Consider the following 22842-nt stretch of genomic DNA (forward strand, 5'->3'; position numbering starts at 1 on the left):
TATAAGATTTGAGATAAAAGCAGGGAAGAGTAAATCTAGTAGAAGTGATTACTTTAGAAAAAGTATATTAGCAATTAAGAATGGTACCAGTGGGCGGACTTGAACCGCCACGCCCGCAAAGGCAACGGATTTTGAATCCGTCGTGTCTACCAATTTCACCACACTGGCACTACTCGCTGGTCTTTACCAACTCAGCGAGAGGCATTATAAGGTTGCTTGCGTAATTGGCAAGAAAAAATTAACCGATTGTGACAGAAATCGGTTTGTTTGCTTAACTTCTGTCCAACACGCTGAATAAAATAGCACTTCGCTATTTTATTCGTCGATTGATCATGTACAGCGCTAACACAAAAAATAGCAAGCTTGGGCCCATGGCACCAATGATTGGTGGCATTTTATAAACGAGGCTTACGGATGCGAGAACTTGGTTGAGTACATAGAAGCCAAAGCCAGTCATGATCCCCATAATTAGTCGAGCACCCATGCTGACACTACGCAATGGACCAAAAATGTACGATAGCGCTAACAACATCATAATCACCACCGTAAATGGCATCATGACCTTTCGCCACATTGCGAGTTCATATGGCGCTGCATCTTGGTGGTTCTGATGCAAATAGTTAATATATGAATAGAGCCCAGAGATAGGTAAATTCAATGGCTTGACGACGACAACCCCCAGCTTTTGTGGCGTTAGCGAGGAATACCAATCATAGGTTCCTAACTGTTTACTCTGAATCTGCCTATCACTTAAGAGCGTCATTGAGGCATCGGTCATTTTCCAGTTGCCGCTATTTTTCTGATACTGTGCCTCTGGTGCTCGTAGAACTTGGTAAAGCGTCTGATTTTTATCAAAATAGTAAACGGTTACCTGGCGCAGTTCTTTACCGTTACGAACTTGTCCAATATTCACAAAACTGTTTTTGTCTTTGGCCCAGACACTATTTTGCACGGCAATCATTGCGCCGCCTGATTTTTTCGCTGAGCGCATTGTGTTCGCCATCAGCTCAGCTTTGGGGGCGACAAACTCCCCAAGTAGCATCATGATAATCATCATCGGCACGGCAGTTTTAATGACTGCAGTTGAAATATTGGCTTTTGATAGACCAATGGATTGCATGATTACCAGCTCGCTACTGGTGGCGAGGTTTCCCAAACCAATAAGTGCTCCAAGTAAAGCCGCCATTGGAAAGAACAGTTCCAACTCTTTAGGAATCGATAATATGACATACCAAAGCGCATCAAGGATCTGGTAATTGCCTTTGCCCACATCGCCTAATTGGTCAACAAACTTAATGATGGCACTTAAGCCTTGCAACGTGACAAGAACGAGCATGGTTGTTTTTAAAATTGTGCGGCCAACATACCAATCAATAATCCGAAACACGACGCTCTCCCTTAAAGACTGCTTTGACCGTTAAGAATTTCTCGCTTCGGACAAACAAAAAGCTACTGGCTATAGCCAACATGAGTAGGTGCACAAGCCACATTCCTAAGTACCAAGGCATGTGACCATCTTCGAGTGATGAGCGTGCCGCACTCATTAATAGGTAATAACTTAAATACAACATAATTGCTGGGAAAAGTTTGGCATAGCGCCCTTGCCGGGGGTTAATTACGCCCAGAGGAACAACCATTAAGACTAAAATGATTACTGAAACTGGCATCGCAATACGCCATTGCAGCTCGGCAATTTTATCAGGATCATCGCTGCCAAACAGTTTTATGGTTGGCATGGCACGGATTTTTTCTCGTTGCTCTGAAGCGGAGCGATCTTTAAGACGGACGCTATATTTGTCAAAGCGCATCACTCGGTAATCTAAGTCGTTTAGATTACCTTCGTAGCGGGTTCCGTCCGTTAAATCTAGCCACTGTGAGCCATCTGGTCGCTCTTTTAAATTCCCTTTGTCTGCCATTACAACCGATGGCCGGCCTTTGCTTGCCGGTGGATTGTGGGCAACAAATACTTTCTGCATATTTTTGCCATCGTTGGTAATATCCTCAACAAAGGCAACGGCCTGATTGCTCAGTTCGACAAAACGCCCTGGAGTGATGCTCGATATGCCGCTATCTGCTTTTACATTGGCCATCACCTGTTGTTCCAGACTATTGACATAAGGCGTTAAAAATAGCGTATTAGCACCTGCTAAGATAAAGGTTACTGCGCCAACCGCCGCTGTAATGCCTAAAATTCTATTCGGGCTATAGCCACAGGCAAATAAAACGCTCATTTCGCTATCAGCATAGAGCCTGCCGTGAGCAAATAAAACGCCAATAAAGAAGCTGATCGGTAAAATCAAGATCGCTAAATTAGGGATATTTAATAACAATAACTTAGCGACAAATGCCCCGGGAATATGGCCGTCTGCGGCATCCCCTAAGATCCGGACAAACTTCTGGCTGATAAAAATCAGCATCAAAACCATCATCACCGCAAACTGGGTTTTTATTGTCTGTTTGAATAAATAGCGAAAAATTAACACCGGCGACCCACTTTATACGTTGTTTTTTACTGGAAACACGCAACAATTACGATAAACTTTCTATTTTGCGAACTTTGCTCTCACATGGCAGAGGTAGTTTATCACGATCTATAAAAAGACCATTCTAGCAAGTTCGTTATATTAACGCAGTATAAAGGAGTCTTCATGGAGTTCAGTGTAAAAAGCGGTAGTCCGGAGAAACAACGCAGCGCCTGTATCGTTGCCGGAGTTTACGAACCTCGACGTTTATCTCCGATTGCCGAACAACTAGATAAGATTAGCGATGGGTACATTAGCGCACTGTTACGTCGAGGGGATCTTGAAGGCAAGGCGGGGCAGGTTTTGCTATTGCATCATGTTCCGAATGTGTTAAGCGAACGAGTTTTATTAGTAGGATGTGGTAAAGAACGCGATTTAGATGAACGTCAATATCGACAGATCATCGAAAAAACCATCGCGACTCTTAATGATACCGGTTCAATGGAAGCGGTTTGTTTTTTACCTGAGCTGCATGTGAAGGCTCGAGGGACTTACTGGAAGGTTCGCCAAGCAGTTGAAACAACACTCAACTCGCTCTATACCTTTGAGCAACTTAAAAGCAAACCCAATGAAGTGCGTCGTCCGCTACGTCGATTAGTGTTTAATGTTTCGACTCGTCGTGAACTCGCTGTTGGTGAAAAAGCCATTGCCCACGGAATGGCCGTTTCACAAGGAATGAGTAAAGCGAAGGATTTAGCGAATTTACCAGCGAATATCTGTAATCCTGTTTATCTTGCCGAGCAAGCGGAAAAATTAGCCGCTCATCCAGCGGTCACATTGACCAAAGTCGATGAAAAGCAGATGCAAGAGCTTGGCATGAATGCTTATCTGGCGGTTGGCCGAGGCAGTGCCAATGAATCGGTGATGAGTATCATTGAATATTGTCCAAAGGGGTTTGAAGAGCAAAAACCAATTGTGTTGGTGGGCAAGGGGCTGACCTTTGATGCCGGTGGTATTTCACTAAAACCTGCCGCCGGCATGGATGAGATGAAATATGACATGTGCGGCGCCGCTAGTGTCTATGGTACCATGCAAGCGGTCATTGATTTGGAATTGCCGGTGCGAGTTATTGGAGTGCTAGCCGGCTGTGAAAACATGCCTTCTGGCCATGCGTATCGCCCTGGTGATGTGCTCACGACTATGTCTGGACAGACAGTTGAGGTGCTTAATACGGATGCTGAAGGGCGACTGGTGTTGTGTGATGCCCTAAGCTATGTGGAACGATTTGATCCAGAATTTGTGGTCGATATCGCAACACTGACCGGTGCTTGTATTATTGCATTGGGCCATCACACCACAGGGTTGATGAGTCCGCAGAATCCGCTTGCGCACGAAATTTTGACTGCCGCTGAGCAAAGCGGTGACAAAACTTGGCGTCTGCCGCTCAATGATGAATACGATGAACAGCTTAAAAGTAATTTTGCCGATTTAGCCAATGTGGGTGGTCGGCCAGCTGGAGCGATTACTGCTGGGTGCTTTTTATCGCATTTCACTAAAAAATATAATTGGGCGCATTTGGATATCGCTGGAACAGCGTGGAAATCTGGAGCGCAAAAAGGCGCAACGGGACGCCCTGTGCCGCTATTGATCCAAATGTTGATGAATAAAGCCGGGATTGAGCTCGAAGATTAATCTCTCAACGTGTAGAATAGGGGAGCCTTTTGGCTCCTTTTTTATATATGAAAGCAGTAAAATTTTATATTATGCCTGATGATGCAGTATCTGGAAGCGATAAAATGCTAGATGCTGTCTGCCATATTATAGCCCGCCACTATTATAATAATGAGCGGGTTTTTGTGTTGTCTGAAACAAAGCAACAGGCCGAAGCTTTGGATGAGTTGCTTTGGCAGTTCGATGCTGAAGCTTTTGTGGCTCATAACTTGGTCGGTGAAGGGCCTCGCTCCGGTGCACCGGTAGAGATTGGTTGGCAGAGCGCGCATAATCGGCGCCAAACTTTGGTTCATCTGAATACTCAGATAGCACCTAATTTAGATTTATATCAACATATTGTTGACTTTGTACCCGCAGATAAAGCTGGCAAACAACAAGCCCGCGAACGATACAAAGCATATCGACGGTTGGGTCTGATGCCTCAGACCGAGCCTTTGGACATTTAGACAGTATGAATTGTCATATTGTTAAAAATAACAGTTAGAGTCAGTATCCGATGGAAAAAACGTATAATCCGCAATCTATTGAACAAGCTCTTTATCAGCATTGGGAAGCACAAGGCTATTTCAAACCCAATGGTGATACCAGCAAAGAATCATTCACTATTATGATCCCGCCACCGAATGTCACTGGTAGTTTGCATATGGGGCATGCTTTTCAGCAGACCATCATGGATACATTGATTCGTTACCAGAGGATGCAGGGCAAAAACACGTTATGGCAGGTCGGTACCGATCACGCCGGGATTGCCACGCAAATGGTGGTAGAACGTAAAATTGCTGCCGAAGAAAATAAAACTAAACACGATTATGGTCGTGAAAAATTTATCGAAAAAGTATGGGAGTGGAAAAAACACTCCGGCGGTACGATTACCAAACAGATGCGTCGTCTGGGTGATTCGCTAGATTGGGAGCGGGAACGCTTTACCATGGATGAAGGTTTCTCCAACGCCGTGCAAGAAGTATTTGTGCGTCTGTATGAAGAGGGCTTAATTTACCGCGGTAAACGTTTGGTGAACTGGGATCCGAAGTTACATACCGCCATTTCTGATTTGGAAGTGGAAAACAAAGAACAGCAGGGCAAAATGTGGCACCTGCGTTATCCACTGGCCGATGGCGCTAAAACGGCTGAAGGTAAAGACTATTTAGTAGTTGCCACTACTCGCCCTGAAACCATGCTTGGTGATACCGGGGTTGCGGTGAACCCTGCTGATCCTCGTTATAAAGATTTGATCGGAAAAGAAATTTTACTACCAATTGTAAATCGCCGTATTCCAATTGTGGGCGATGAACATGCCGATATGGAAAAAGGTACAGGTTGTGTAAAAATCACGCCTGCCCATGACTTTAACGACTATGAAGTTGGTAAACGTCATAATTTGCCGATGATCAATATTCTGACGCTTAATGCAGATATTCGCGATCAGGCTGAAGTGTTCACCACAACGGGTGAACCAAGTGATGTTTATGACAACACGATCCCTGAAAAATATCGTGGGATGGAGCGTTTTGCTGCGCGTGATGTGATTGTCGCTGATTTTGATGAAGCAGGTCTGCTGGTTAAAATCGAAGAACATCCAAATACCGTTCCTTATGGCGACCGTGGTGGCGTCATTATCGAACCAATGCTGACTGACCAGTGGTATGTTCGAACCAAGCCATTAGCTGAAGAAGCCATTCGTGCGGTTGAAGATGGCGAGATCAAATTTGTCCCTCAGCAGTATGAGAACATGTATTTTTCTTGGATGCGGGATATTCAGGATTGGTGTATTTCTCGTCAGTTGTGGTGGGGCCATCAAATCCCTGCTTGGTATGATGATGCGGGCAAAGTTTATGTTGGTCGCAGTGAACAAGAAGTTCGGCTCAAACATCAACTTGGTGAAGAAGTTAATTTACGCCGAGATGCTGATGTACTCGATACTTGGTTCTCATCTGGCTTATGGACGTTTGGCACCTTAGGTTGGCCAGAACAAACCGACGATCTGGCAACCTTCCATCCAACCAATGTGCTGGTGACTGGTTTTGACATTATTTTCTTCTGGGTTGCCCGGATGATTATGATGACGATGCACTTTATGAAAGATAAAGATGGCAAACCACAGGTTCCATTTAAAACCGTCTATGTAACTGGTCTGATTCGCGACGAGAACGGGGCGAAAATGTCCAAATCCAAAGGGAATGTATTAGACCCTCTGGACATGGTTGATGGGATTGATTTGGAATCGCTGGTGACCAAGCGCACAGGCAACATGATGCAGCCTCAGCTTGCGAAGAAAATTGAGAAAATCACCCGTAAAACATTTGCCAACGGCATTGAAGCACATGGTACTGATGCACTGCGCTTTACATTAGCTGCGATTGCCTCTACCGGCCGCGATATTAACTGGGACATGCATCGTTTAGAAGGTTATCGTAACTTCTGTAACAAATTATGGAATGCCAGTCGCTATGTATTGATGCAGTGCGAAGAACAAGACTGCGGGCAAAACACCGATCAAACGATGGAATTTTCATTAGCTGATCGCTGGATCCAAGGCCAGTATCAGCAAACGGTGAAAGCTTGTCGCGAAGCATTAGATAATTTCCGTTTTGACTTAGCCGCGCAAACACTCTACGAATTTACTTGGAATCAGTTCTGTGACTGGTATTTGGAGCTGACTAAACCGGTATTGTTTAAAGGTAGCGAAGCGCAAATGCGTGCCACTCGTTATACTTTAGTCAATGTACTGGAAAGTTTGTTGCGTCTGATGCATCCAATTATTCCATTTATTACCGAGACAATTTGGCAACGTGTTGCTTCGCTTTGTAATCTCAAAGCTGATACCATCATGCTCGCGCCATATCCGCAATACGAAGCGGATAAAGTTGATGAAACAGCCATGAACGATTTGGAATGGCTCAAACAGTTCATTTTGGCGATTCGTAATATTCGTGGCGAAATGGATATTAGCCCGAATAAACCATTGTCAGTATTGCTGCGTCATGTAAGTGAAACAGATAAACGGCGATTAGATGAAAACAAATCATTTTTATCTTCTCTGGCGAAACTTGAACAGATCCAGCTGTTGCAAGCTGATGAAGCCGCGCCTGCTAGTGCAACGGCCCTGTTAGGTGAGATGGAAATCTTAATTCCAATGGCCGGTCTTATCGACAAAGAAGCAGAGTTAGCTCGAATTGAACGCCAGCTTGAAAAAGCTCAGGTCGATCTTAAACGGGTAAGCGGTAAACTCAGTAACGAAAATTTTGTCAACAAAGCCCCTGCGGCAGTCATTGACAAAGAACGCGCCAAGCAGGCCGAACTGGAACTGACCGTAGATAAACTGCGCCAGCAACAAGCCACGATTGCTGCGTTATAAACAAAGGAAAGGGCAACCTTCGGGTTGCTCTTGTCAGTGACGATTCGGATTAATCAAACCATTATGACCAAAGCTGTTTCTAGTGACGATATTTATAAGGATATTCGTCCATATCATGATCATGAAGTGCCAGCGGTATTAAAGCGCTTGGCCAATGATCAGCGCCTGATTGGCGCTTTGGCACAGTTTAAATTTCCACGCTTAAATCGGTTCATTCCAACTTTGACCCGATACGTGATTCGCCGTTATTTAAACGGTTATGTGAAAAAAGTAAGCGGTGTCGATGATGTTCAGATCCGTCTGACCTCATATATTCAGCGTACTATTGAAACAACCACTGAATCTTTAACTTATGAAGGGCTCGGTGAGCTTGACTCTAAGCAAGCTTATTTGTTTATCTCTAATCACCGGGATATCGTTATGGATCCAACGTTTGTCAATTATGCGTTGCATCTGGAAGGGTTCCCAACTGCGCGAATTGCCGCGGGTGATAATTTGCTTTCCGAGCAATATATTGGCGATCTCATGCGCCTTAATAAAACATTTATCGTTAAGCGCTCGATTAGCAATCGCCGAGAAAAAATGGCTTCTCTAACCAAGTTGAGTCGCTATATTAGTGAGTCGATTCAAGAAGGATGTTCAATTTGGATTGCTCATCGTGAAGGGCGCTCCAAAGATGGGTTGGATAAAACCGACTCGGCAGTTTTGAAAATGTTGCAATTAGGTCAGCGCAGTGAGACCAAGTCATTTGCTCTGGCGATGCAAAATTTGAGAATTGTGCCAGTTGCTATCTCATATCAATATGACCCTTGTGATGCGATGAAGGCTCACGAATTGGCTGTGAAAGCTCAAACTGGTGAATATCAAAAAGCACCGGGGGAAGATACTCGCAGTATTGTCAAAGGGATTATGGGAAACAAAGGGCGAGTGCACGTCTCTTTTGGCCAGCCACTTGAAGAATTTAGTGAAGATGCTGGTGAGATGGCTTCTATCATCGATAAGGCGATTCACCAGTTGTATCGTTTGCACGATACTAATTATGCTGCAGCTGATTTATTAGCAGGCAAAGAGTGTGAAGCGCTAAATGCTGATGCTCTGGCGCATATTCAAAGCCGTTTACAAGGGCTTAATGAAGCTGAACGTCAGCAATTACTGGCGATGTATGCTAACCCGGTACTGCAAAAGCAAAGTTGGGAATCGCAATCAGATCAGGCTCCTTTATCAAGCGAAGCTATTTAGTGCACTTTTCATTGCCTCGCATTAATTTCTATTTATCTGGTAGGGATATTCACCTGCCAGATTTATTAAAATTAAGATCATGTTGAAGATAAATTAACCACGTTTAGTTGCAATATTTTCACGATTGCTGAATTTGCATATTTTTACAGTTGGTTGATTTTTAACTTATTTTATGTTTTTGAGCGCTTAACTATCTGATTTAGCTAAATCAGAGATAAATATTTCGTCTTAGCAAAAGCCTTCTTTTAAGTTGATCTCTCTTGAATATCTCGTTTGTATAGTCAAATCTAGGTCAAAACCATTCAAGTTCATCATGCTGTAATGTATTATGTTGTTTTTAATGGCATAATTGTCATAAATTTCTAAGTAAAATATGCCGTTTTGTACTAAATTATACAGATATCAATAGATTATCTGTAAGTATTGATATTCAAATCTAAAAAGTTCTAAATAGCGTCAATATCGCTATAAAAATAGTAATACTTTGAACATTTTTCAGGTCGTTGATCTGCTTGGGGCTTCGCATTCATATGGATCGTGTAGCTATAAGGATTGTTTTTTTGATATCGAGTTATTCATGAGTGTACAAATTTCTGTTGCTATTCCTGCCAAAGATGAGCAGGGCAACATAGGTCATCTAATCGAAGAGATTCATGCCGCTTTAGAAGGGCAATATAGTTATGAAGTCGTTTTGACCGACGATGGAAGTACCGATGGGACAGTTAATGAAGCTTTAACTACCGCTGAAAAATTAGGGGTTAGTCTGCATGTTGTCAGCCATGAGCAAAGTTGCGGGCAAAGCACGGCGCTATGCAGTGCGGTGCGTTATTCTCAAGGCGAGTGGATTGCGACCTTAGATGCGGATGGACAAAATGATCCAGCCGATATTCCAGGAATGCTTGCTGCAGCTCAAAAATTAGAAAACCCTCATTTTTGTATCGCGGGCTATCGTAAAAATCGTAAAGATACCGCTTGGAAAAGGTTCCAGTCGCGTTTTGCCAATCGAATCCGGCAACGAATGTTACATGATGGTGTGCCCGATTCTGGGTGTGGCCTGAAAATTTTCCCCAGAGCAACCTTTATGATGTTGCCTTATTTTGATCACATGCATCGTTTTTTGCCTGCTTTGATCTGCCGAATTGATGGCCAGATTGTGGTTCATGAAGTTCATCATCGTGACCGCCAAGCTGGCGTTTCAAAATACAATGCGTGGAATCGGGCCTGGGTCGGGATCTCTGATACTTTAGGTGTGATGTGGCTGATTAAACGTGCCAAACATCCCAAAGTGAGTTCGGTTCAATCACGATGACACCAAAAGCAAAACGCGGCCTGAAAATAGTTCTCTTGCTGGCTATTTTAGTCGCGGTTTTTTTTGAAATTGATAACCCTTTTTGGCAACACTTAGCTGACCATCGTTGGATGGCTCATTATATTCGCTCCGGTGGGGTTGGCGCAGTGTTATCGGTTTTATTATTTGGTGTGGTTTTTACCGGTCTTGGTGGCCCAAGACAGCTCATGGCCGCCATGCTCGGCTATGTTTTTGGCGCTTTCCTTGGTGTTGGCGCGAGTTTATTGTGTAGTTTGTTAGGCGCAAGCTGCACCTATAGTTTAGCCCGGTTTGGTTTAAGGGCATCGCTGCAGCGTCGATTTGGCTCAAAGTTAGAAAAATTTCATAAACTCGTCGAATATCAACCATTCTTTAAAATATTACTACTGAGACTGTTGCCAGTGGGTAGTAATGTTATTACCAATTTGCTCTCTGGCTGTGTGGCGCTGCGGTTTTGGCCTTTTATTGCCGGGAGTTTACTTGGCTATCTTCCTCAAACGATTATTTTTGCTTTGGCTGGTTCTGGCGTCGGTAAAGCGGATAAATACCAACTCACCATTAGTATCGCGCTTGGTATTGTCAGTTTATTGGTCGGTGGTTGGCTTTATCGAAGTCATACCCAGCGCAAAGTGGAGAACATGATTAAGGACTGACTTTATGCGTCTATCGGCCTCTTTTCAGAATGCTCTGCAAGAAGATAATTACCGTAAAGTACTCATTTTTATTTTAATCGCATTTGCCATCGTGTTGCTTGCAGGCGTTGGATTGCGCTCTCCTTGGCCTGCTGATGAGCCTCGTTTTGCTGAAGCTGCTCGTGAGATGGTCGCCTCTGGGCATTGGTTTTTCCCGCTACGCGGCGGGGAATTATATCCTGATAAACCACCTGTGTTCATGTGGTCGATTGCCATTTTTTATGCATTGCTTGGCAATATGAAATTAGCTTTTATGTTGCCAAATATCTTTTGCTCACTGGTGGTCGTCTGGTGTGTGTTTGATTTGGCGGCAAAATTTTGGAATGTGCGTGTTGCAAGCTTTGCATCAGTAGGCTTATTAATCGCTCCCCAATTTATTCTGCAAGCTAAATCGGCGCAGATTGATGCCATGCTCGCAACGTGGGTAACGATCTCCATGTATGCGTTGCTGAGGCACTTTTTTGTAAGGACTAATTGGAAACTTTATTATCTGGGTTGGGCCTTTATGGGCTTAGGGATAATTACCAAAGGAGTCGGCTTTTTACCCATCTTTTTGCTGGTCCCGATTTTATTTTTACACTTTAGCAAGCGTTATGATTTTGGCCGTTCCGTAAGTTGGCAGTTATGGCTTGGACCTTTGGCATTGTTAGCGGTAGTCGCCTGTTGGCTCATACCGATGATGTATATTGCCGATAGCAGTGCCAATGCTGATTTTATCGCTTATAAAGAGAATATTCTGTTTCACCAGACGATGAATCGCTATGCCCATTCATGGACGCATTTGCAGCCTTGGTATTATTTTTTACTGCATTTCCCGCTGCTATGGTTCCCATTGCCATGGTTGCTGTTAAACAAAACATTCTGGAAGAAATGCTGTGACGTTAAGATTGCGACCCTATTGATTTGGTGTGTATTAGTGATTGTCTTTTTCAGTTCAACGCCAGGTAAACGAGGTGTCTATATTTTGCCTGCACTGCCCATGCTTGCATTAGCTGTTGCGCCCTATATGGCGCAATATCAATGGGCTCGCTGGTTTCGTTATTTAACGAAGAGTCTCATCGCTTTAGTTTGTGTGGTGTTGATGCTGGCTGGCGTGTTGTTATTGATTCATTACCCTGCGCTGCTTAAGTTGGCTGCCCGTAAATCCAGTGGTATGGAGGATGTTTTACCTCTGGTTAACAGTTTTGGCTGGATGTTGTTAATCGCCGGAGGGATAGCAGGCGGGCTATTTATGTGGTCGCGTCGCCAGAGCGCTGTCTATCAGTTGGCTATTGTTAGTTTCTGGGGGTGGTTATGGTTTTCTCTGGCAGGTTATCCGCTGCTAAACCCACTTCGCACAGCAGCAGGTCCCATTATGCATGAAGCGAGTCAGCAGATAGGTCCTGATGGTGAGTTGGCATTGGTCGATTTTAAAGAGCAATTTTTGCTGGCATCGCCCATTAGTTTGACTCAGTTCAGTTATCTGGCCCCGCGAGATGAGCAACTTGAAAATGCTTGGTTATGGATGCAAGAAAAACCACATCGATTTATTTTAGTGCCTGCATTACCTGGTGAGAAAAATAATTGTTTTGATTTTTCTAAAGGAGTTGAGCTTGGTCGAGGCTATCGTCGGACGTGGTGGCTGTTAGGCGAAAAGGCTCTGGGCAAGCAATGCCCAAAACCTGAGCAGATAAAACGCTATCATATGGTTAGATAATCAAGCGTTATCTCATGTTTAAGATGGCTCTATCGTTTAATTTGGTAGTAATCTAAATACCAATCTACAAATGATTTGACGCCATCTATTACTGATGTTTGTGGTTTGTAATTAACTAACTCGTAAAGCTCTTGCGTATCAGCCCAAGTTGCGTGGACGTCACCAGGCTGCATTGGCAACATATTCTTTTGTGCTGTACACCCTAGTGCTTTTTCTAGCGCTTCTACGTAATCCATCAGTGCAACTGGGCTTCCATTGCCAATATTAAGAATGCGGTAAGGAGCTGAGCTTTTATCTGGGGTAGCAACGCTTGCATCCCAATCAGGGTTGGGTGATGGGAGCTTATCCTGAATACGAATAATTCCTTCGACAATATCATCGATATATGTGAAATCACGGCTTAAGTTGCCATGGTTATAAATATCAATTGGTTCGCCTGCTAAAATGGCTTTAGTGAATTTAAACAGCGCCATGTCAGGCCGCCCCCATGGACCGTAAACGGTAAAAAAGCGCAGTCCAGTGGTCGGCAGAGTATAAAGATGTGAATAGCAATGCGCCATCAGTTCATTAGATTTTTTAGTCGCGGCATACAGTGATACAGGATGATCAACAGAGTCTTGTGTGGAAAAAGGCATTTTTTTATTCAGCCCATAGACCGAGCTGGATGAGGCATAAACTAGGTGTTCAACTTTCTGATTCCGGCAGCCTTCGAGAATATTGATAAAACCTAGCAGATTGCTGTCAGCATATGCGAGCGGATTTTCAATAGAGTAACGAACCCCGGCTTGAGCTGCCAGATGGATGACCCGTGAGAATTGCTCTTTTTGGAACAGCTCGGCGATTGCCGCGCGATCGGCTAAATCGATGGGGAAAAAGCTAAAGTTTGAGTTGAGAGAAAGTGGTTGAAGACGCGCTTTTTTAAGCTCAACTGAGTAATAGTCATTTAGATTATCAATCCCGATAACCTGGTGGCCTAAATTGAGTAAGACCTCACTGACTTTTGCGCCGATAAATCCTGCAGCACCTGTGACTAAATATTTCATGTGGCTCTCTTTAATGCAATAATAATGCAGTTTTCTGACGGCCCTAATTTAAGGCTGCAGTAGCTGTTATTTTCTGTGAATGTACCGCGCTTCTTTGCTGTTGCTCAAAACGCTCAGAAAAACTAAAAGAAAGTTTTTTATGACTGATATAGTTAATCTTGTTGCTAGTGACAACCCCTGCGAACAGTTATAAATCACTATAAACATTCTCTAGTATACCTTGGGTTTTACCCCCGATGGTATCTCTTTGCCCCATTCAATGTATGAGAGGTTTGTTTGAACTGGCAAGAATTAATTACTCACTATGGCTATTTTGCGATAGTGGTAGGAACTTTTTTTGAAGGGGAGACTATTTTAGTTTTAGCCGGAGTGCTTGCCCACCATGGATATTTGAATCTTTATGGGGTGATGGGCTCGGCTTTTATAGGGACATTGTTCGGTGATCAGCTATATTTTTTAATTGGTCGTCGTAAAGGGATGAAGTGGATCAATGCTCGCCCGAAGTATAAGCGTAAGGTGAGGAAGATTTTTAGACTGCTCAACCGTCACCAGATCTTATTAATATTAGGTTTTCGCTTTTTGTATGGCATTCGCACGGTGACTCCATTTGTGCTGGGGGCTGCCGGGATATCACCTAAATTGTATGTGCCGTTAAATTTATTAGGTGCAGGTGTGTGGGCGATTGTTGTTGGGTTACTTGGATATTGGTTTGGTCAGGCTATCCAGGTTATTTTGGAGCAATTGCACCATTATGAGTACTGGTTTTTGAGCATATTAGCAGCATTCGCTGTAATTGTTGCTCTTGCGATGTATTTGCGGCGGCAAAAACGATAATTAGAGAAAAAAATTTTAAATTTTTTGTAAAACTCTGATTCAAGCTGTTCCATATTGAATAATAATTTGGTTAAATTAGCAGCATATTTGTGATGCTGGTCTCATTTTCATTGCAATACTTTAATTGGCGAAATTATCAGCTGTGGCAAATTTTTTGCATTTAAATTTATATCCCCAGGTTGTTGGAGAAAATAATGGTTAAATCGTGTTTCCGTGGAGCTTCTGGCGTTTCTGTTTCAGTTCGTCCTTGCTCTCAGTCATCGAATGGTTCTAAAAGCGCTCTTCCTAAATTAGGAACGTATGTTTGTAAAAAGGACAATGAAAAAAAGTAGCAGACAGTTCGGACTCTGAAGACCCCTTTGCCCAGAAGCCTCTTGTTGAGCAATGGGAGCCCGAGCTGACAAACGCCTAATTAAAGTAGATTTATATTCTGATAGCGAAGCCTTTGAGCTTCGCTATTTCGTTTCTAGCTTTGCTTCTATTCATTGATTTTTTTAAGTAAACGTTATCTTTAGCAAAGCAAAAATATGTCCACACGCTCTGTAAAAAGAATCTGGCAGGTTTTAGTGCCTGCCAGATTTATTGTCTGTGTCTATTAGTGAGATAAATGAAAAGGTTATAGTTCTAACTCGTCGTCCAGATCGAGTGTTGAATCAATTGACAATAACTCCTGTTTTAACCGCATCCGCTCCTTGATGGTTTCGATTTCTCGCCAACGTCTTTTTTTACCGCCTTTAGACGCCTTTGTGGTTGGTTCACTCATGCCTAATGTATCAAAATCTAAACGTTCCATAGGACCCTCACTCAGGCTAATACTGGTTATTTAATTACCATATTGGCTTTTAAAGTAAAGCGTTTTAGTTGCAGATTTTTGACAACTTATAACTATTTCTAAGTAAAAATTTTTAGGATAAAGCGCGGATAAATTTAACTAATGGTAATTTTGAAATTTAAAGAGGAATATAAAAAATGGAACATTTGTTTGAAAATTCGACACTGACAAACTTATATCCAGTAGATATCACTGGTTAGAAAATTATTTCTGGCTGAAAATGAGGCTCGAGAGTGATGCGGTTACATCAGTTCTAAGGTCAATATCAAGATTAGATCTTATAGGGGAAAAATTCCCCTATAAAATAGGTCATTTGGCTATTTAGTTGAGGCCTGTTCACTACTTTCAAGTGCCTGCTCAATCTGTTTTTCAAATGCTTTAAGGCGTTTATAGATAGAGAGAAGTTCAACGATTGTAGTCCACGAGTAGACCAGAAACTGAAATGAATTCTCAACCTTATCAAAGGCTCGTAAAATTTGTTGCAAAACCCCTAAGGTGATAACACCGGCAACAATGGTTGGGCCAAGAAACACATAAGGTAAGATGGTGGTGTACTGAAGGTAAGACCACTTGGCAATATCGAAATAAAGATAGTGTTTATAAAGGGTAAAATAGTTCTTTCGAATATTTTGGAACAATTCTTTAACTGTCTCAGGATGCGCTCGGTCTGCTTCATCCTCGCCATAGACGAGCTCTTTTCGATAAGCTGCCTCAACACGTTGGTTTTTGAATTCCAACCCCGGCAACTTAATTCCTACCAAAGCTAGCAATACTGTGCCGAAAATAGCCGATAGAATCGCCAGATAGATTAGCGAATGGGGAACATGGCCAATCCAAGGCAGTTGCGTGACCTGTTTTGAGAGGACCCACAAAATAGGCAAGAAGGCGATGAGCGTCATCACTGACTGAACTAGACTTGAACCCAATCCTTCAACGATTCGGGCAAAACGCATCGTATCTTCCTGAATACGCTGGGAAGCCCCTTCGATATGGCGGATCTGTGGCCAGTACTGCATGTAATAATCGTTCATTGCTTGGCGCCAGCGGAATACATAGTGGCGAACGAAAAAGTCCAGCAAAACGGCAATAATGATGTAAACGGAAACAATATTGAAAAAGTCGAGACAGCCCATTAATAAGTCGTGAAGGGTAACGGCGTGGGGCTTGGAAAGTGCGCTTTGGATGAGATTATAAAATGAACCAAACCATTCATTCACTTTAACGTCGATTTCTACCTTGTACCATGTAACTCCTAAAATGAGCAATGTGCCCAGAAGTGACCAATGCAGCCACCGCTTATTTAAAAAGAATGATCGAAACATCCCAAATCCTATGTTGTGTAATGCAAAACAGTAACGCTGATATCATTAGGTCATTATTAGCGAAAAAAGTGCCATATTTTGGAAAAAAGAATTTTGAAAAACAATTGGCAACTTTATTGTCCATGTGACGCTAAAATCAACTGCCTTAGATTAGCTAAGACATGTGACCATCATACGAATTTATTTGTAATAATGAGTAATTTTTATGTAAAGGTCGCTTTCAAACGACTTACTCACACTACCACAACATAAGGAAAAGAGGGAAATTTGCTCTGTGATTAATTTGCTGTTAGAGCGTACCAAGATTCAACGATAACCACTGCACTGGCGCTATCAATGGCTCCCTTTTTCAGAGCGCGATAACCGCCTTGTTCAAATAAAGATGCGCGGGCATCGACCGTCGTTAGTCGTTCATCTTGCAAATCAACCGGTAACCCGTAACGGCCATGTAAGCGCTTGGCAAACTTTCGGGCTCGAGTTGTTATATCCTGCTCGGTGCCATCCATATTCAAAGGCAAACCCACCACTAAGCGCTGAGGTTGCCACTGACGGATAAGATTGGCCAGGTCATCCCAATTCGGGATCCCATCGCGCGCTTTGAGCGCATTTAAAGCACTGGCACTACCGGTAATAGGGTTGCCAATCGCAACCCCGATGCTTTGTGTGCCAAAGTCAAAACCAAGTACTGAGACTGTCATAATAATTAGGCATGTCCGATATCAGAGGTAAGCTGCCAAGGTTCAAATCCTAACTGTCGAGCCGCAGCTTCCCAACGCTGATGGGTAGGTGTATTGAAAATGATATCAGGATCAGCTGGAATATTGAGCCAAGCATTATTGGCTATTTCTTGTTCGAGCTGACCTGCTGACCAGCCTGCGTATCCCAATGTAACCAGATACTGTTCAGGTTGCTTATCGGTTCCCAAGGTCTCGAGGATATCTTTAGAAGTGGTAATCATGACTTGATTACTCAATGCTAAAGAGCTGTTGAACCCATCTTTAGGTGTATGCAAAACAAATCCCCGTTCTTGTGCAACGGGGCCACCTTGATAGACTTGATGACCAGCTAGCTCTTTGAGATCGCGGTGGCTGTCCATCATATCTATTTGCGTAAGTAAGCTATCGATGGTCAAATCAACAGGAACATTGACGACTAGTCCCATTGCTCCATCTTCATTATGCTCACATACATAGACGACTGTTTGCTTAAAATACGGATCCGTAAAGCTAGGCATTGCAATTAAAAACTGATTTTTTAGATTTTCCATTGCTCCTCCTCAAGGGAACGCTATCTCCCTAGTGCTTGCGCTCGTCTAAACGACGTTCGATCGCCAGCATTAACTGATGCGCGATATCAAAACCATACGCGGCTTGGATTTCTCGAATACAGGTCGGACTTGTCACATTGATTTCGGTAACGTGATCGCCAATAACGTCCAGTCCGACAAAAATTAGCCCTTTTTCTTTAAGCGTTGGACCAATTGCTCTAGCAATGCGCCAATCTGATTCAGAGAGCTCGCGTGCTTCACCCCGGCCACCTGCGGCCAAATTACCACGAGTTTCACCCTGCGGTGGAATTCGAGCCAAACAATAAGGCATTGGTTCGCCATCAACAATCAAAATACGCTTATCACCATCTTTAATCTCTGGCAGATAGCTTTGGACCATACAAAATTGCTTGCCTTGCTCAGTGAGTGTTTCGATAATCACCGAGACATTTGGGTCATCTTCTTTAACTCGGAAGATTGAAGTCCCCCCCATGCCATCCAGCGGCTTCATGATGACATCGCCATATTGCTGATGAAACTCTTTTAACCGCTTGGCATTGCGAGTGACTAATGTTGGCGGTGTGAATTCACTAAACCAAGCGGTAAATAATTTCTCATTGGCATCACGCAAACTTTGTGGCTTATTGACAATGAGTGTGCCGTAATCTTCTGCTCTTTCAAGCATATAAGTTGCATAAATGTATTCTGTGTCAAATGGTGGATCTTTACGCATTAAGATCACATCTAACTCTTTAAGCTCGCGTGTCGCCACTTCACCTAACTGATAAAAATCATCTGGATTATCGGCAACAGTGATTTTCGTCATCTGCGCCCAAGCTTGCCCATCGCGTAAAAATAGATCGCCCATCTGCATATAATATAGCTCGTATCCGCGCTGCTGGGCGGCTAACAGCATGGCCAGCGATGTATCTTTTTTAAAATGGATCTCTTCTATCGGATCCATGACGATTCCGAGCTTAATTGTCATTATGCTAAATCTCCAAATTGACTCTGTAATGCGCTGATAGCACAAAGAGCGGCAGTTTCTGTTCTTAAAATGCGAGGGCCTAACTGGATTTCGGCGAATGCCAGCGAGCTCATCTGAGTAATTTCCTGTTCACTTAAGCCACCTTCAGGTCCAATCAATAATCGAATGCCCTGTTCTGGCCGTGGCATGCTCTTAATTGTATATGGGGCCTGCGGGTGTAAATTCAACTTCATTTCGCTGGTTTGTTCGCGTGCCCACTGCTCGAGCTCTTGCACCGGGTTTACGTTAGGAATAATAGCGCGACCACATTGCTCGCATGCGCTAATGACTATTTTTTGCCACTGTTGGCGTTTTTTCTCAAGCCGCTCAGGCGGCAATTTTACGCCGCATCGCTCACTTAACAGTGGCGTGATTTCGCTCACTCCCAGCTCAACTGATTTTTGCAAAGTGAAATCCATTTTATCACCGCGAGAGATGACTTGGCCTAAGTGGATGCGAAGGGGGGACTCAATCTGATGTTTGTCATTAATTGAATCTAAGCGAACTTCAACGCTGCGTTTAGTTAATGAGGTTATCTCTGCGACATAATCAAGTCCATCACCACAAAATAAAATTACTTGATGGCCCTCTTTGAGTCGCAAAACACGGGCCACATGGCCTGCGGCCTCATCGCTAAGCGATACCTGCTGCTGTGTTCCTAATGGTGAAGGGTGATAGATTCTCGGAATACGCATTTGTGTAGATATCCTTTACTTATCGGGCAAATGGTGGTGATGCTTATCATCAATTGCAACTAACATAGCGCCACAGTCTCGACACTGATAATAGCGGCCACGCAAAATAGCGCGATGGCGGCGTGTTGACAACTGGTAATGACGGCAGTTGCAACGGTATGGATAGGTTTTACCTTGGACACTACTTACATCATAGTCGTGCAAGCGAGTTGGTTGTAAACCAAAAACTTGCAGCATAATGTGTTGCCACTCTTTGCCATGGGCTCGCACATTGCCCCACAGGCAATAAGCTATCCAATGAGCTACCTCGTGTCCCACTGTCTGTTTAATAAAGTGGCCTCTATTTTCTTCATAGAGAATTCGGTTAAAGCGCAGTTGTGCTTGGCCAAGACGAGCCTGTCCTGCTGCTTTACCGCGCAAATTCACTTTGACGCTGGGCCTTTCAAAGGTTCGATGAAAATAGTTTTCGGCGATACGAATGTAGTGTTCGCAGGCGTCGCTTATCTCTTGCATATATTTATTAGATAAATAAAAAGGCGCCATTGGCGCCTTTATCGATAGCCTAAAAAGGATTTTACAATCCGGCTGCATCTTTGAGCAAGTCGGCTTTATCAGTTTTTTCCCATGGGAATTGACTGCGCCCGAAGTGTCCAAATGTTGCTGTTTCTTGATAGATTGGCCGTTTCAAATCGAGCATTTCGATTAATCCATATGGACGTAAATCGAAGTTTTCACGAACCAACTGAACCAGACGTTCATCACTGATTTTACCTGTACCGAATGTATCAACACTAATAGAGGTTGGCTCAGCAACACCAATTGCATATGAAACCTGAATTTCACAGCGGTTAGCAAGCCCTGCTGCAACAATGTTTTTAGCAACATAACGAGCTGCATATGCTGCGCTGCGGTCAACTTTTGATGGATCTTTACCAGAGAAAGCGCCACCACCATGACGAGCCATACCGCCATAGGTATCTACGATAATTTTACGGCCAGTTAGACCACAGTCACCCATTGGGCCGCCAATTACAAAGCGGCCAGTTGGGTTAATGAAAAATTTAGTTTTTTCACTTAGCCATTCACTTGGCAGAACAGGTTTGATGATCGTTTCCATCACCGCTTCCTGAAGCTCTTTCTGGCTGATATCTTCGCTGTGTTGAGTTGATAAAACAACGGCATCAATGCCTTTGATTTTGCCATTTTCATAGGCAAAAGTGACCTGGCTTTTCGCATCAGGGCGTAACCAAGGCAGTGTTTTATCACGGCGAACTTGAGATTGACGCTGAACTAAACGGTGCGAATAGGTAATAGGGGCAGGCATTAAAACATCGGTTTCATCCGTTGCATAGCCAAACATGAGCCCTTGGTCTCCAGCGCCCTGTTCTTTAGGGTCAGCGCGGTCAACACCTTGGTTAATGTCTGGAGATTGTTTACCAATAGCGTTTAACACAGCGCATGAATCCGCATCAAAACCCATTTCTGAGCCTGTATATCCGATTTCTCGAACGGTTCGACGAGCCAATTCCTCAATGTCTACCCATGCTGAAGTCGTGATTTCACCACCGACTAAAACCATGCCTGTTTTGACGTATGTCTCACAGGCAACGCGTGCCATAGGATCTTGAGTAAGGATTGCATCGAGGACTGCATCAGAGATTTGATCCGCGATTTTATCGGGATGGCCCTCTGAGACAGATTCAGATGTAAACAAGTGTATAGCCATGGAAAACTCTCTTATCAAAGAATTAGAAATAGATGTGTGTCCATCTGGACGTCTATTCTAAATTATTCAGCAAAATTATCCAGTCTTTTGTGTATTATGCATTGTTGTCTGAACTAGTCGATGCATTTTGTTTAACCATATCTTTGGCCGCAGGCTGGCGATTTTCTTTATTCAGCAGCGACTGTTTAAGCAGTGCTGAATACAGTGGACTTCCGCCAAGTACCTGAGCAATAAAGGTTGCGCCAAGACAGGTCATCAAAAGAGGCAAAATTAACTGGTAGTTATCCGTCATTTCAACCACCAGTACAATTCCTGTTACAGGTGCGCGAACTGTTGCGGCAAATAGTGCACCCATTCCGGCAACAGCATACACTCCCGGTTCACTAACTAAGCCTGGGAAGAAATGCGCAGCAATCGCCCCATAAGCTAATCCTAGCAAAGTTCCCAGTGTTAGCATGGGGGCGAACACCCCACCAGGAGCACCAGATGAGAAACATCCCAGTGTGGCAACCATGCGCAAGACAAAGAACATGACCAGAATCACCCAAGGCATTGGATGTTTTACAAACTCGGTAATATGAGCGATACCGCCCATTGCCATCGAAGGATAATACAACTGTAAGAAGGCAAATATGGCCCCGAAAATGGCCCCGGTGATGGTCATCCGCAGCATGTTATTGCGATGGTAGCGTTTGAACATCGCGGTAAACTGCAGAACCCAGTTGTTAAAGTTAATGCCGATAATCCCGAAGATAATCCCCAATAATAAGAACAGCCACAGCGAACCCAGTGGTGGAACTTTATAGCTAGGAATTTCCATAATCGCACTTTGCCCATGAAAATAACGCAAGACAATGGTCGACATGAGCGTTGCTAAAGTCACACATTTAAACGAGGTGATGTTGTAGCGAAATTGCGGGCGCATCTCTTCAATAATAAATAGGATGCCAGCCAGAGGCGCGTTAAATGCCGCGGCTAAACCAGCAGCTGCCCCCGATGCTGTTAATACGTGGGTTGCATGTTGATAGCGCTTAGCACTGCCTGCGCACATACGCCCAACGGCACCACCAATTTGCACTGATGGTCCTTCACGCCCAAGGACCATGCCTGAGCTTAACGTCAGAGCCCCGGCAATAAATTTAACCGGTAGAACTCGCCACCAACGAATGTCATGCAGCCCATCTAATGCGCCTTCAATATGTGGAATCCCACTACCGGATGACTCCGGAGCAAGTTTGCCCGTCATCCAGAAACCAATGGCTGCGAAAATTGCTCCGGCGACAATAATCAGTATGGCGATGACAAAATGAGGGAGTCCCCAGCTATCAAAGAAGTGCATACGATAGTTCGCAAGAAAACCGATTGCATATTCAAACGTTGACACAATAAGGCCGGCAATCGCGCCGACGATAGCGGACAAACCGAGTAGGACAACGTAGTCAGCTTGGGTTGTAAATATTTTGGGGGTCGCTCTATGTTTGAGGAGCCCTCCCTGAAAAAAACGAAAATTTGGAGATTTGGGCATTTGGCCTGAACCTAACAGTTAAATTGTGAGATGGATCATAAAAATTTGACGGCGTTAAGCTTATGGTCG

The 22842-nt window shown here is 43.8% G+C and carries 20 protein-coding genes and 1 tRNA gene; 8 read left to right on the forward strand and 13 right to left on the reverse strand.

The genetic code is table 11. From position 1 onward, the window contains the following. Nucleotides 1–81 precede the first annotated feature (81 nt). The 3 genes from ABTQ23_RS10245 to lptF form a co-directional block, all read right to left on the reverse strand. A tRNA-Leu gene (locus tag ABTQ23_RS10245) sits at nt 82–168 on the reverse strand. 142 nt (nt 169–310) lie between these two features. Then, nucleotides 311–1387 (reverse strand): LPS export ABC transporter permease LptG, encoded by a 1077-nt coding sequence (gene lptG, locus ABTQ23_RS10250; protein ID WP_408615619.1) that lies wholly within the window; start codon nt 1385–1387, stop codon nt 311–313. Then, on the reverse strand, nt 1371–2483 hold the full coding sequence (lptF, locus tag ABTQ23_RS10255; protein ID WP_408615620.1) for an LPS export ABC transporter permease LptF: 1113 nt from the start codon (nt 2481–2483) through the stop codon (nt 1371–1373). The genes lptG and lptF overlap by 17 nt, the downstream gene beginning before the upstream one ends. 165 nt (nt 2484–2648) lie before the next feature. Here lptF and pepA point away from each other — a divergent pair, with 165 nt between their 5' ends. The 7 genes from pepA to ABTQ23_RS10290 all read left to right on the forward strand — a co-directional run bounded on the left by pepA (nt 2649) and on the right by ABTQ23_RS10290 (nt 12502). After that, nucleotides 2649–4154 (forward strand): leucyl aminopeptidase, encoded by a 1506-nt coding sequence (pepA, locus tag ABTQ23_RS10260; RefSeq protein ID WP_408615621.1) that lies wholly within the window; start codon nt 2649–2651, stop codon nt 4152–4154. Between the two features lie 47 nt (nt 4155–4201). Then, nucleotides 4202–4639: a DNA polymerase III subunit chi gene (locus ABTQ23_RS10265; protein WP_408615622.1), complete on the forward strand. Its 438-nt coding sequence runs from the start codon at nt 4202–4204 to the stop codon at nt 4637–4639. A 50-nt stretch (nt 4640–4689) separates the two neighbouring features. Next, nucleotides 4690–7548 carry a valine--tRNA ligase gene (locus ABTQ23_RS10270; protein ID WP_408615623.1) on the forward strand — a complete coding sequence of 953 codons (2859 nt, stop codon included), beginning with the start codon at nt 4690–4692 and terminating at the stop codon, nt 7546–7548. A gap of 36 nt (nt 7549–7584) precedes the next feature. Next, a complete protein-coding gene (locus tag ABTQ23_RS10275; protein ID WP_408615624.1) occupies nt 7585–8787 on the forward strand; it encodes a lysophospholipid acyltransferase family protein in 1203 nt (400 codons plus the stop codon). 577 nt (nt 8788–9364) lie between these two features. Beyond that, on the forward strand, nt 9365–10096 hold the full coding sequence (locus ABTQ23_RS10280; protein WP_408615625.1) for a glycosyltransferase family 2 protein: 732 nt from the start codon (nt 9365–9367) through the stop codon (nt 10094–10096). After that, nucleotides 10093–10767: a TVP38/TMEM64 family protein gene (locus ABTQ23_RS10285; RefSeq protein ID WP_408615626.1), complete on the forward strand. Its 675-nt coding sequence runs from the start codon at nt 10093–10095 to the stop codon at nt 10765–10767. The genes ABTQ23_RS10280 and ABTQ23_RS10285 overlap by 4 nt, the downstream gene beginning before the upstream one ends. Nucleotides 10768–10771: 4 nt before the next feature. Further along, a complete protein-coding gene (locus ABTQ23_RS10290) occupies nt 10772–12502 on the forward strand; it encodes an ArnT family glycosyltransferase (RefSeq protein ID WP_408615627.1) in 1731 nt (576 codons plus the stop codon). 29 nt (nt 12503–12531) lie between these two features. Here the strand turns inward: ABTQ23_RS10290 and ABTQ23_RS10295 are convergent, their stop codons facing one another. Continuing rightward, on the reverse strand, nt 12532–13545 hold the full coding sequence (locus ABTQ23_RS10295; protein WP_408615628.1) for an NAD-dependent epimerase: 1014 nt from the start codon (nt 13543–13545) through the stop codon (nt 12532–12534). Between the two features lie 276 nt (nt 13546–13821). On the opposite strand from ABTQ23_RS10295, the gene ABTQ23_RS10300 reads away from it, so the two are divergent. Then, on the forward strand, nt 13822–14379 hold the full coding sequence (locus tag ABTQ23_RS10300; protein ID WP_408615629.1) for a DedA family protein: 558 nt from the start codon (nt 13822–13824) through the stop codon (nt 14377–14379). A 616-nt stretch (nt 14380–14995) separates the two neighbouring features. On the opposite strand, the gene ABTQ23_RS10305 is transcribed toward ABTQ23_RS10300, so the two are convergent. From ABTQ23_RS10305 to clcA, 9 genes are all read right to left on the reverse strand, one after another. Next, nucleotides 14996–15172 carry a DUF3545 family protein gene (locus tag ABTQ23_RS10305; protein ID WP_408615630.1) on the reverse strand — a complete coding sequence of 59 codons (177 nt, stop codon included), beginning with the start codon at nt 15170–15172 and terminating at the stop codon, nt 14996–14998. Nucleotides 15173–15528: 356 nt separating this feature from the next. Continuing rightward, nucleotides 15529–16533 carry a peptide antibiotic transporter SbmA gene (gene sbmA, locus ABTQ23_RS10310; RefSeq protein ID WP_408615631.1) on the reverse strand — a complete coding sequence of 335 codons (1005 nt, stop codon included), beginning with the start codon at nt 16531–16533 and terminating at the stop codon, nt 15529–15531. Nucleotides 16534–16811: 278 nt separating this feature from the next. Beyond that, nucleotides 16812–17231, reverse strand: coding sequence for a Holliday junction resolvase RuvX (ruvX, locus tag ABTQ23_RS10315; RefSeq protein WP_408615632.1), 420 nt, complete (start codon nt 17229–17231; stop codon nt 16812–16814). 5 nt (nt 17232–17236) lie between these two features. Next, the gene (locus tag ABTQ23_RS10320) at nt 17237–17800 is read right to left on the reverse strand and encodes a YqgE/AlgH family protein (protein ID WP_408615633.1); all 564 of its coding nucleotides are present in this window, start codon (nt 17798–17800) and stop codon (nt 17237–17239) included. A gap of 28 nt (nt 17801–17828) precedes the next feature. Then, on the reverse strand, nt 17829–18788 hold the full coding sequence (gshB, locus tag ABTQ23_RS10325; RefSeq protein WP_408615634.1) for a glutathione synthase: 960 nt from the start codon (nt 18786–18788) through the stop codon (nt 17829–17831). After that, nucleotides 18788–19522: a 16S rRNA (uracil(1498)-N(3))-methyltransferase gene (gene rsmE, locus ABTQ23_RS10330; protein WP_408615635.1), complete on the reverse strand. Its 735-nt coding sequence runs from the start codon at nt 19520–19522 to the stop codon at nt 18788–18790. Before rsmE ends, gshB begins: the two co-directional genes overlap by 1 nt. A gap of 15 nt (nt 19523–19537) precedes the next feature. Beyond that, on the reverse strand, nt 19538–20065 hold the full coding sequence (locus ABTQ23_RS10335) for a SprT family zinc-dependent metalloprotease (protein WP_408615636.1): 528 nt from the start codon (nt 20063–20065) through the stop codon (nt 19538–19540). Between the two features lie 31 nt (nt 20066–20096). Continuing rightward, nucleotides 20097–21248, reverse strand: a complete 1152-nt coding sequence (metK, locus tag ABTQ23_RS10340) for a methionine adenosyltransferase (RefSeq protein ID WP_408615637.1) — start codon at nt 21246–21248, stop codon at nt 20097–20099. A gap of 94 nt (nt 21249–21342) precedes the next feature. Further along, nucleotides 21343–22773 carry a H(+)/Cl(-) exchange transporter ClcA gene (clcA, locus tag ABTQ23_RS10345; protein ID WP_408615638.1) on the reverse strand — a complete coding sequence of 477 codons (1431 nt, stop codon included), beginning with the start codon at nt 22771–22773 and terminating at the stop codon, nt 21343–21345. Between the last annotated feature and the right edge of the window lie 69 nt (nt 22774–22842).

The organism is Celerinatantimonas sediminis, assembly GCF_046054195.1.
Lineage (GTDB): Bacteria > Pseudomonadota > Gammaproteobacteria > Enterobacterales > Celerinatantimonadaceae > Celerinatantimonas.

Coding starts and splice junctions, on each gene's coding strand:
- pepA (WP_408615621.1), top strand. CDS start 2,649: ATGGAGTTCAGTGTAAAAAGCGGTAGTCCGGAGAAACAACGCAGCGCC.
- ABTQ23_RS10265 (WP_408615622.1), top strand. CDS start 4,202: ATGAAAGCAGTAAAATTTTATATTATGCCTGATGATGCAGTATCTGGA.
- ABTQ23_RS10270 (WP_408615623.1), top strand. CDS start 4,690: ATGGAAAAAACGTATAATCCGCAATCTATTGAACAAGCTCTTTATCAG.
- ABTQ23_RS10280 (WP_408615625.1), top strand. CDS start 9,365: ATGAGTGTACAAATTTCTGTTGCTATTCCTGCCAAAGATGAGCAGGGC.
- ABTQ23_RS10285 (WP_408615626.1), top strand. CDS start 10,093: ATGACACCAAAAGCAAAACGCGGCCTGAAAATAGTTCTCTTGCTGGCT.
- ABTQ23_RS10290 (WP_408615627.1), top strand. CDS start 10,772: ATGCGTCTATCGGCCTCTTTTCAGAATGCTCTGCAAGAAGATAATTAC.
- ABTQ23_RS10295 (WP_408615628.1), bottom strand. CDS start 13,545: ATGAAATATTTAGTCACAGGTGCTGCAGGATTTATCGGCGCAAAAGTC.
- ABTQ23_RS10305 (WP_408615630.1), bottom strand. CDS start 15,172: ATGGAACGTTTAGATTTTGATACATTAGGCATGAGTGAACCAACCACA.
- sbmA (WP_408615631.1), bottom strand. CDS start 16,533: ATGTTTCGATCATTCTTTTTAAATAAGCGGTGGCTGCATTGGTCACTT.
- ruvX (WP_408615632.1), bottom strand. CDS start 17,231: ATGACAGTCTCAGTACTTGGTTTTGACTTTGGCACACAAAGCATCGGG.
- ABTQ23_RS10320 (WP_408615633.1), bottom strand. CDS start 17,800: ATGGAAAATCTAAAAAATCAGTTTTTAATTGCAATGCCTAGCTTTACG.
- gshB (WP_408615634.1), bottom strand. CDS start 18,788: ATGACAATTAAGCTCGGAATCGTCATGGATCCGATAGAAGAGATCCAT.
- rsmE (WP_408615635.1), bottom strand. CDS start 19,522: ATGCGTATTCCGAGAATCTATCACCCTTCACCATTAGGAACACAGCAG.
- ABTQ23_RS10335 (WP_408615636.1), bottom strand. CDS start 20,065: ATGGCGCCTTTTTATTTATCTAATAAATATATGCAAGAGATAAGCGAC.
- metK (WP_408615637.1), bottom strand. CDS start 21,248: ATGGCTATACACTTGTTTACATCTGAATCTGTCTCAGAGGGCCATCCC.
- clcA (WP_408615638.1), bottom strand. CDS start 22,773: ATGCCCAAATCTCCAAATTTTCGTTTTTTTCAGGGAGGGCTCCTCAAA.